Annotated in this window: 5 protein-coding genes; 4 read left to right on the top strand and 1 reads right to left on the bottom strand. The window is 33.3% G+C overall.

What is annotated here, in order from left to right; translation table 11 throughout:
* On the bottom strand, positions 1–728 hold a 728-nt coding region (locus PHC28_RS12220; protein WP_300100753.1), incomplete at its 3' end, for a carboxypeptidase-like regulatory domain-containing protein.
* 414 nt (positions 729–1,142) lie between these two features.
* On the opposite strand from PHC28_RS12220, the gene PHC28_RS12215 reads away from it, so the two are divergent.
* From PHC28_RS12215 to PHC28_RS12200, 4 genes are all read left to right on the top strand, one after another.
* Positions 1,143–1,892: a DeoR/GlpR family DNA-binding transcription regulator gene (locus PHC28_RS12215; protein WP_300100751.1), complete on the top strand. Its 750-nt coding sequence runs from the start codon at positions 1,143–1,145 to the stop codon at positions 1,890–1,892.
* Between the two features lie 134 nt (positions 1,893–2,026).
* A complete protein-coding gene (gene nagB / locus PHC28_RS12210; RefSeq protein WP_300100749.1) occupies positions 2,027–3,952 on the top strand; it encodes a glucosamine-6-phosphate deaminase in 1,926 nt (641 codons plus the stop codon).
* 129 nt (positions 3,953–4,081) lie between these two features.
* Positions 4,082–6,994: an FAD-binding and (Fe-S)-binding domain-containing protein gene (locus tag PHC28_RS12205; RefSeq protein WP_300100747.1), complete on the top strand. Its 2,913-nt coding sequence runs from the start codon at positions 4,082–4,084 to the stop codon at positions 6,992–6,994.
* A gap of 360 nt (positions 6,995–7,354) precedes the next feature.
* Positions 7,355–8,125: amino acid permease (locus PHC28_RS12200; protein WP_300100744.1), on the top strand; the 771-nt coding region annotated here is incomplete at its 3' end.

Below are 8,125 nucleotides of genomic sequence, written 5' to 3'. Positions count from 1 at the left end.
GCGGCGGCAGCACCTTTAAGAATTTCAATATGATCAATATCGTTTGGATTTAAATCGACCAATCTATTTTGTGTATTACCTCCCAATTTGATAACTTCTCTACTTGAGTTGCTCACAATTAAACCATCCACCACATACAAAGGATCAGAACCACCAGTTATAGTACTTGGTCCTCTCATTCTAACACTAACTCCACCAGCAGGATCTCCTGAATTTTGTTGTACTAATGCTCCAGAAATTTTTCCAGCCATAGCTTGATCAACCCCAGTGGCACCTGAATTTGACAAGTCTTTTGCGCTTAATGTAGCAATAGAGTTTCCTAATTGTTTTCTACTTGTTTTCACAGAAGTTCCAGTAACAACTACTTCGTCAAGATTCATTAAATCTGCAAGTAAAGAAACATTTGTTTCAACATTGGAATCCGTACCAAGTGTTATGTTTTGGCTCTTATTAGAAAAACCTATGTAGCTAAAAACGATGGTATAATTCCCTGGTTTTAGACTTCCAGAAAAATTATAATTTCCATCAATATCAGTCGAACCATTAAGTTTGGTTTTTCCAACCTGCACTGATGCTCCTATAATAGGCTGCTTGATGCTGGCATCCATAACTTTTCCAGAAAAAGTGTAGGTCTGTTGGGCATTAATAAGTTGCCCAAATAACGAGAAGAACAAGCATACAACAATGTATTTGCTTAACTTCTTACTGAGTGAAATTTTGTGTTTCATTTAAATTGGTTTAATGGTTAAAAAATATTAAGGGTTAATGTATGCTAAGTTGTTTTTAAAATTTTCACGACTATCAAGCTTTAAAAAATCATTTGATAATGTAGTCAATAATTTTTGTGAATCATTTTATGAAAAAAATTATGGTTTTTATTTACTTAATTTTTTAAGTTTTTAATTCGTTTTTATAGTATTAAATGGCTAATATATGTATATCTAATTTACGAATGCAAATTATTGCTGTTTTTTTTAATATATTTTTTAATAATGCAAAATAACGCAAGAATTTTTTTGTTATTTGTTATTATTACCTTAATTTATTAATTAATATAACTATAGAAACAATGATTAAATTAAAAGCAGAAGAATAAAGCATATTTTTTAATATATTTGTAGGTTGTAACTAATTTTATAAAAATGCTAAAATCTGAAAGACATAATTATATAATGGATAAAATGCTTAAAGAGCATAAAATCAACACCATAGAGCTTGCTAAAGAATTAAAATTATCCGAAGATACCGTAAGAAGAGATTTAAATGAATTGAATGATAAGGGGCTTCTTATGAAGGTTTACGGAGGGGCTTTTCCTGTAAAGGATAGGCCAGTAGATATTTTTGATATAGTCATACTTGATGAAGATAAAAAAAAGGAAATAGGGAGAAAGGCGCTTTCTCTATTAAAGGATGGACAGGTAATTATAATAAGTGGAGGTACCACAAATTTAGTATTTTCAAAGTTAATTCCTTCTGATTTTAAGGCAACTATATATACCTATAGCTTACCGATAGCGATGCAGCTGTCACAGCATTCTAACGTAGAGCTAATATTTATTGGGGGAAAACTGCAAAAAAATGCAATGGTAACTATAGGATTAGATGTGGTTCAGGCATTGTCAAAAATTAAGGCAGATATTTGCTTTATGGGTGCAAGTAGTATCAATGTTAATTTAGGGCTTACAGAAATGGGTTATGAAGTTTCTATTGCCAAGAAAGCTATGTTGCAAGCTTCTGATAAATTAGTATCTATGGTAACTTCTGAAAAATTGAATACTAAAATGCCTTACGGTGTTTGCGAACTAAAGCAACTACATACAATTATTACTGATTTGAATCCTAACAACGCTTTACTAGAGGAGTATGTAAAAGCTGGTGTTTATGTTTTATAACGAATAACGCATATTAAATTTGCGTTATTATGCGTTATTAAATTATTTATTTTAAATTAACGCATAAATATGCATTATTTTTAGTTTAATTTTTTATATTTGCTGTGCTAACCTCTTAAATTCGGCAAATATATATGAAAACTAATCAAGACTTGACCTACGTAATACCAGGGAAATATGAAGCAACAAGATTCGAAAAAATTCACAATGAAATTTTCAAAAACTCTTTAGAAGCTTCAAAAATTGTTGCACAAGAAATCGCAGACTTAATTAGATTAAAGGAAAAAAATAACCAGACTTGTGTGCTAGGTTTAGCCACGGGATCTTCTCCAATAAAAGTATATGATGAGTTAGTTCGTATGCACAAAGAGGAAGGATTAAGCTTTAGTAATGTAGTTACTTTTAATTTGGATGAATATTATCCAATGTCTAAGGAGAGTGTTCAAAGCTATCATTATTTTATGCACGAACATCTTTTTAAATATATTGACATCAAACCTGAAAATATAAATATACCCGATGGAACTGTAGAAATAGGGAATTTAAATCAGTATTGTGTTGATTATGAAATGAAAATTAAAAATGCTGGAGGTATAGATTTTCAGTTATTAGGAATTGGACGTACAGGTCACGTTGGATTTAATGAACCTGGTTCTCACATTAATTCAGGAACTCGAATTATTACTTTAGACCATATTACCAGAGTTGATGCTTCTTCCGATTTTAATGGTATTGACAACGTTCCTAAAAGAGCCATCACTATGGGAGTTTCCACAATTCTCAGATCTAAAAGAATTGTATTGATGGCTTGGGGGCAAAACAAAGCCTCTGTTATAAAAAGAACAATACAAGGCGATATAAGTTCTGAAATTCCAGCTACTTTTTTACAAAATCATAACAATGCAACCTTTGTTTTAGACGAAGGTGCAGCTTCAGAACTAACAAGATTAAAAACCCCTTGGTTAGTAGGAGAATGTATTTGGACGGAGAAATTAAAAAACAAAGCAATCGTTTGGCTCTGCCAAAAAACCAATCAATCAATTCTAAAGTTGACTGACAGAGATTACAATAATAACGGAATGTCTGATCTTTTGGCACAAGAAGGTTCAGCTTATGATTTGAATATCAATATGTTCAATGTGTTGCAACATACCATTACAGGTTGGCCAGGAGGAAAACCAAATACGGATGATTCTAATAGACCAGAACGCTCAATACCCGCTAAAAAAAGAGTGATACTTTTTAGTCCTCATCCTGATGATGATGTGATTTCTATGGGAGGAACTTTTGCTAAATTAATCAAACAAGGACATGATGTGCATGTGGTATATCAAACTTCTGGAAACATAGCCGTTACAGATGACGAAGCATTGAAATTTGCCGAAGTTTGTAAAGATTTTATTGGCAAACCATTAGAAGAAATAAATTTTCAATCAATAATAGATTTCATTAAGACTAAAAGTCCTGGACAAATTGATTCACTCGAAGTCCGAAAACTAAAAGGCCTTATTCGCAGAAGAGAATCCTATGCTGCTACAAGATATATTGGATTAAAAGATGAAAATATCCATTTTTTAGACCTCCCTTTTTATGAAACAGGACTTGTTAAAAAAAATCCATTAAGTGATTTGGATATTGCTATTGTAAAAGATATTATTTCAAAAATTAAACCTCATCAAGTTTTTGCTGCTGGCGATCTTGCAGATCCACATGGCACACATGAAGTTTGTTTGAATGCGATTTTTGCCGCAATGGCATCCCTGAAACCAGAGCCATATATGAAGCATTGCTGGTTGTGGTTATACAGAGGAGCTTGGCATGAATGGGATATACATGAAATTGATATGGCTGTACCTTTAAGTCCTAACGAAGTATTGCTAAAAAGACATGCAATTTTATACCATCAATCTCAAAAAGACAGAGTGATGTTTCAAGGCAATGACTCAAGAGAATTTTGGGTAAGAGCAGAAGATCGTAATAAAAACACAGCAAAAATTTACGATAATTTAGGCCTATCCGAATATCAAGCTATTGAAGCCTTTAAACGTTTTGATTATTAAGAAAATTAGATGATTCAAACTAACTTAAGCTTTAAACCAATTGTAAGTTTTAAGTTTTGGCATCAAAATCGTCAAATTAAAAATCCTACTATTTATATTTGTAGAAATAACAGCAACATCACATACTAAATGGCAACCAATTCTCAATTACAACAATTATCTGAATCTTTAGAAGGAGAACTTCTATTTGACGACCTTCATAAAACCATTTATGCTACTGATGCTTCTGCTTATCGAATGATACCCATTGCGGTTGCTTATCCAAAAAATAATGAAGATATTGTTAAGCTGATACATTTTGCAACAGAAAACAAAATTTCGCTTACGCCAAGGACTGCTGGAACTTCATTGGCAGGACAAACTGTCGGAAATGGAATAATTGTAGATGTTTCGAAGTATTTTACAAAGATTGTTTCGTTTGATGCCAATAAAAAGACCGTAACGGTACAACCAGGGATTATTAGGGACGAATTGAATTTATTTTTAAAACCTCACGGATTATTTTTTGGACCCAATACTTCCACCTCAAGTCGTTGTATGATTGGCGGAATGGTTGGCAACAATTCATCAGGAACAACTTCCATTCGTTATGGTGTAACCCGTGATAAAATCGTGGAAATCAAAGCCATTTTGAGCGACGGTTCTTCGGTAATATTCAACGAAATATCCTCGCCTAATTTTATCGAAAAGACAAAAGGAAACTCGCTCGAAAACAACATCTACAAAACAATTTATGAGGAACTTTCGAATGAAGAAAACCAAAAAGAAATAGTTGCCGAGTTTCCAAAACCCGAAATCCACAGAAGAAATACAGGATATGCAGTAGATTTATTGTTGAAATCGGAATTGTTTTCAGGCACGGAACCAACTATAAATCTCGGAAAATTACTTTGCGGAAGCGAAGGAACGCTAGCTTTTACAACAGAAATCACTTTGAAAGTGGACGATTTGCCTCCAGCTAATAATATAATGGTAGTGGCACATTTTCATACCATTCAAGAAAGTCTCGAAGCTGTTGTTGTGGCGATGAAACATCATTTATATACTTGCGAAATGATGGACGATACGATTTTAGACTGTACCAAAAACAATCGAGAGCAAGTTAAAAATAGACATTTTATCGAAGGAAATCCAAAGGCAATTATGATGTTTGAAGTAGCTTCAAATTCAATGGAAGATGCCGAAATTCAAGCTAATGCTTTGGTTGACGATTTACAAAAAAATAATTTTGGTTATGCGGTAATAAAATTATATGGAGCTGATATTGATAAAATCATCGAACTCCGAAAAGCTGGTCTTGGACTTTTAGGAAGCATCGTTGGCGACAATAAAGCCGCCGATTCTATCGAAGATACTGCCGTAGAATTGAGTGATTTACCCAATTATATTGCTGAATTTGCTGCAATGATGAAAAGTTATGGTCAAGATGCTATTTATTATGCACACGCTGGAGCTGGTGAATTGCATTTGCGTCCGGTTTTGAATTTAAAGAAAAAAGAAGATTTAGTACTTTTTAGAACGATTGCTACCGAAGTAGCGCATTTGGTAAAAAAATATAGAGGTTCGTTGAGCGGAGAACACGGCGACGGAATCGTTCGTGGCGAATTTATTCCGTTTATGATTGGCGAAAAAAATTATGAATTGCTGAAAAGAATAAAATTAGCATTCGATCCAAACTCTGTTTTGAATATAGGCAAAATCGTGAATACTTCAAAAATGGATGAAAATCTTCGAGTAGAATCGGGGAGAGTAGAACCTGAAATCCAAACGATTCAGGATTTTTCGGATAGTTTGGGAGTGTTGAGAGCTGCCGAAAAATGCAATGGTTCAGGCGATTGTAGAAAATTGCCTTCAGCAGGCGGTACTTTGTGTCCGAGTTATCGTGCCAGCCGAAACGAAAAAGATACCACTCGGGCTAGAGCCAATGCCTTGCGAGAATATTTGACCCATTCCGAAAAAGAAAATAAATTCAATCATAAAGAACTGTACCAAGTTTTCGAATTATGCGTGAGTTGCAAAGCTTGCGCCAGCGAATGTCCTAGCAATGTTGACGTTGCAGCCTTGAAAGCAGAGTTTTTATATCAATATCAAAAAATAAATGGCTATTCCATTCGAAATAAAATCTTCGCTAATAATTCCAAATTAAATCAATTAGGAAGTTTACTTCCAAGTTTTACGAATTTTGTGGTAAATCTCCCTTTGGTAAAGAAAAATATGGGAGTTGCTCCAAAAAGAGAAGTTCCTTTATTAGCCAAAACTACTTTTAGAAAATGGTATAAAAACCAGCAATCAAAAGTAAAAAGTAATTCATTCGTTAATGGAAAAGTCTATTTGTTTTGTGATGAGTTTACTAATTATTATGATGTTTCAGTAGGAATTGATGAGTTTGAATTATTAACGGAATTAGGATATAAAGTAGAAATTGTAAATCACGAAGAAAGTGGTCGAGCCTATATTTCGAAAGGTTTTCTAGAAGAAGCACAGGCTATTGCCAATAAAAATGTAGCTATCTTCAAAGATTTAATTTCCGAAGACACACCATTAATTGGAATCGAACCATCGGCGATATTGACTTTTAGGGACGAATACATTCGATTGGCAAAAGACAAAGAAAGTGCCGAAAAAATTTCCAAAAACACACTGACCATTGAGGAGTTTTTCAAAAGAGAAATTACCTCTGGAAAAATTCATTCCGAGCAATTTTCGGATGTTGAAAAAGTTATTAAAATCCACGGACATTGTCATCAAAAATCTTTGAGTTCCATCGAAGCTACTTTTGCTATGTTGAACTTGCCTAAAAATACTTCTGTTACAATATACAATTCGGGTTGTTGTGGAATGGCGGGAAGTTTTGGTTATGAAAAAGAACATTACGATATTAGTATGCAAATGGGCGAAGATACTTTGTTTCCAAAAATTCGTACTACTGATTCTGATACTTCAATTGCGGCAGCCGGAACAAGTTGTCGTCATCAAATTTTTGATGGAACCAATAGAAAAGCACTTCATCCAGCAACTATTTTGAGAGCTTGCTTAAAATAAAAATGGTTCTACTCCGAATCGTGTGGATATTACCATAAAACAATTATTCAGAAAAAATAAATTTTTAAAACAAAAGCCATTAAGAAATTAAGTAAATTAAGGCTTAATTTCTTAATGGTTTGTAGTCTTAAAATTAATGTTAAAAACTAAAACCCACACAAATAAGGATAGAACCATAAAAATAATGAAGTTTTGCAAAATAAATTTTGAGTTCAAAACTTTAAAATAAAAATGTTTGTCTAAAATTTTGTAGATTAAAATTGTTTTATATATTTGAGTTTTAGAATAAAATATGCATTTTTTGCAAAATAATTTTGTAAAATTTACAGTATATTAATTTTTAATGATAAAATTTACAACATGGCATTCACAAGTTTATTTAGAAAGAAGACAGTTGAGGATATTTTAAAACAAGTTGCTAAAAATGAAAGCGATGGTCATAATGCGTTAGGAAAGCACTTAACAGCTCGTGATTTAACCGCTTTTGGGATTGCCGCAATTGTGGGAGCAGGAATTTTTAGTACCATTGGAAAAGCTAGTGCCGATGGAGGTCCAGCGGTAATATTCCTCTTTTTATTTACAGCCATAGCTTGTAGTTTTGCTGCATTTGCTTACGCCGAATTTGCATCAATGGTTCCTGTTTCGGGAAGTGCTTATACTTATTCTTATGTTGCATTTGGCGAAATTATTGCCTGGATTATTGGTTGGGCACTGATTATGGAGTATGCCATCGGAAATATAACGGTCGCCATTTCGTGGAGTGATTATTTTACAGGTTTACTCGATAGTATGGGAGTTCATTTACCTCAGTGGATTCAAATGGATTATTTAACAGCTTCGAATGGATTCAAAGATGCCACTGCTTTAATGGAAGGAGGAAAATCTTTCGAAAATTTAGGTTCTAATTTACAAGCTTCTTATACAGCTTGGACGACTTCGCCAACGATAGCAGGTTTACATTTTGTTGCTGATTTACCAGCCTTATTAATCATTATATTGATTACAGCATTAGTATATCGCGGGATGAAAGAATCCAGAAACGCCAGTAATATGATGGTTGTAGTAAAATTATGTATTGTACTTTTGGTAATTGCTGTTGGTGTTTTTTATGTAGATACAGCAAACTGGCAT

The organism is Flavobacterium sp., assembly GCF_028712645.1.
Lineage (GTDB): Bacteria > Bacteroidota > Bacteroidia > Flavobacteriales > Flavobacteriaceae > Flavobacterium.
The sequence above is the reverse complement of the archived record's forward strand: the minus strand, read 5'-3'. Positions and strand labels throughout refer to the sequence as shown.

Excerpts from the sequence above, each read along its gene's own strand:
- PHC28_RS12215 (WP_300100751.1), top strand. The coding sequence starts at position 1,143 with ATGCTAAAATCTGAAAGACATAATTATATAATGGATAAAATGCTTAAA.
- nagB (WP_300100749.1), top strand. The coding sequence starts at position 2,027 with ATGAAAACTAATCAAGACTTGACCTACGTAATACCAGGGAAATATGAA.
- PHC28_RS12205 (WP_300100747.1), top strand. The coding sequence starts at position 4,082 with ATGGCAACCAATTCTCAATTACAACAATTATCTGAATCTTTAGAAGGA.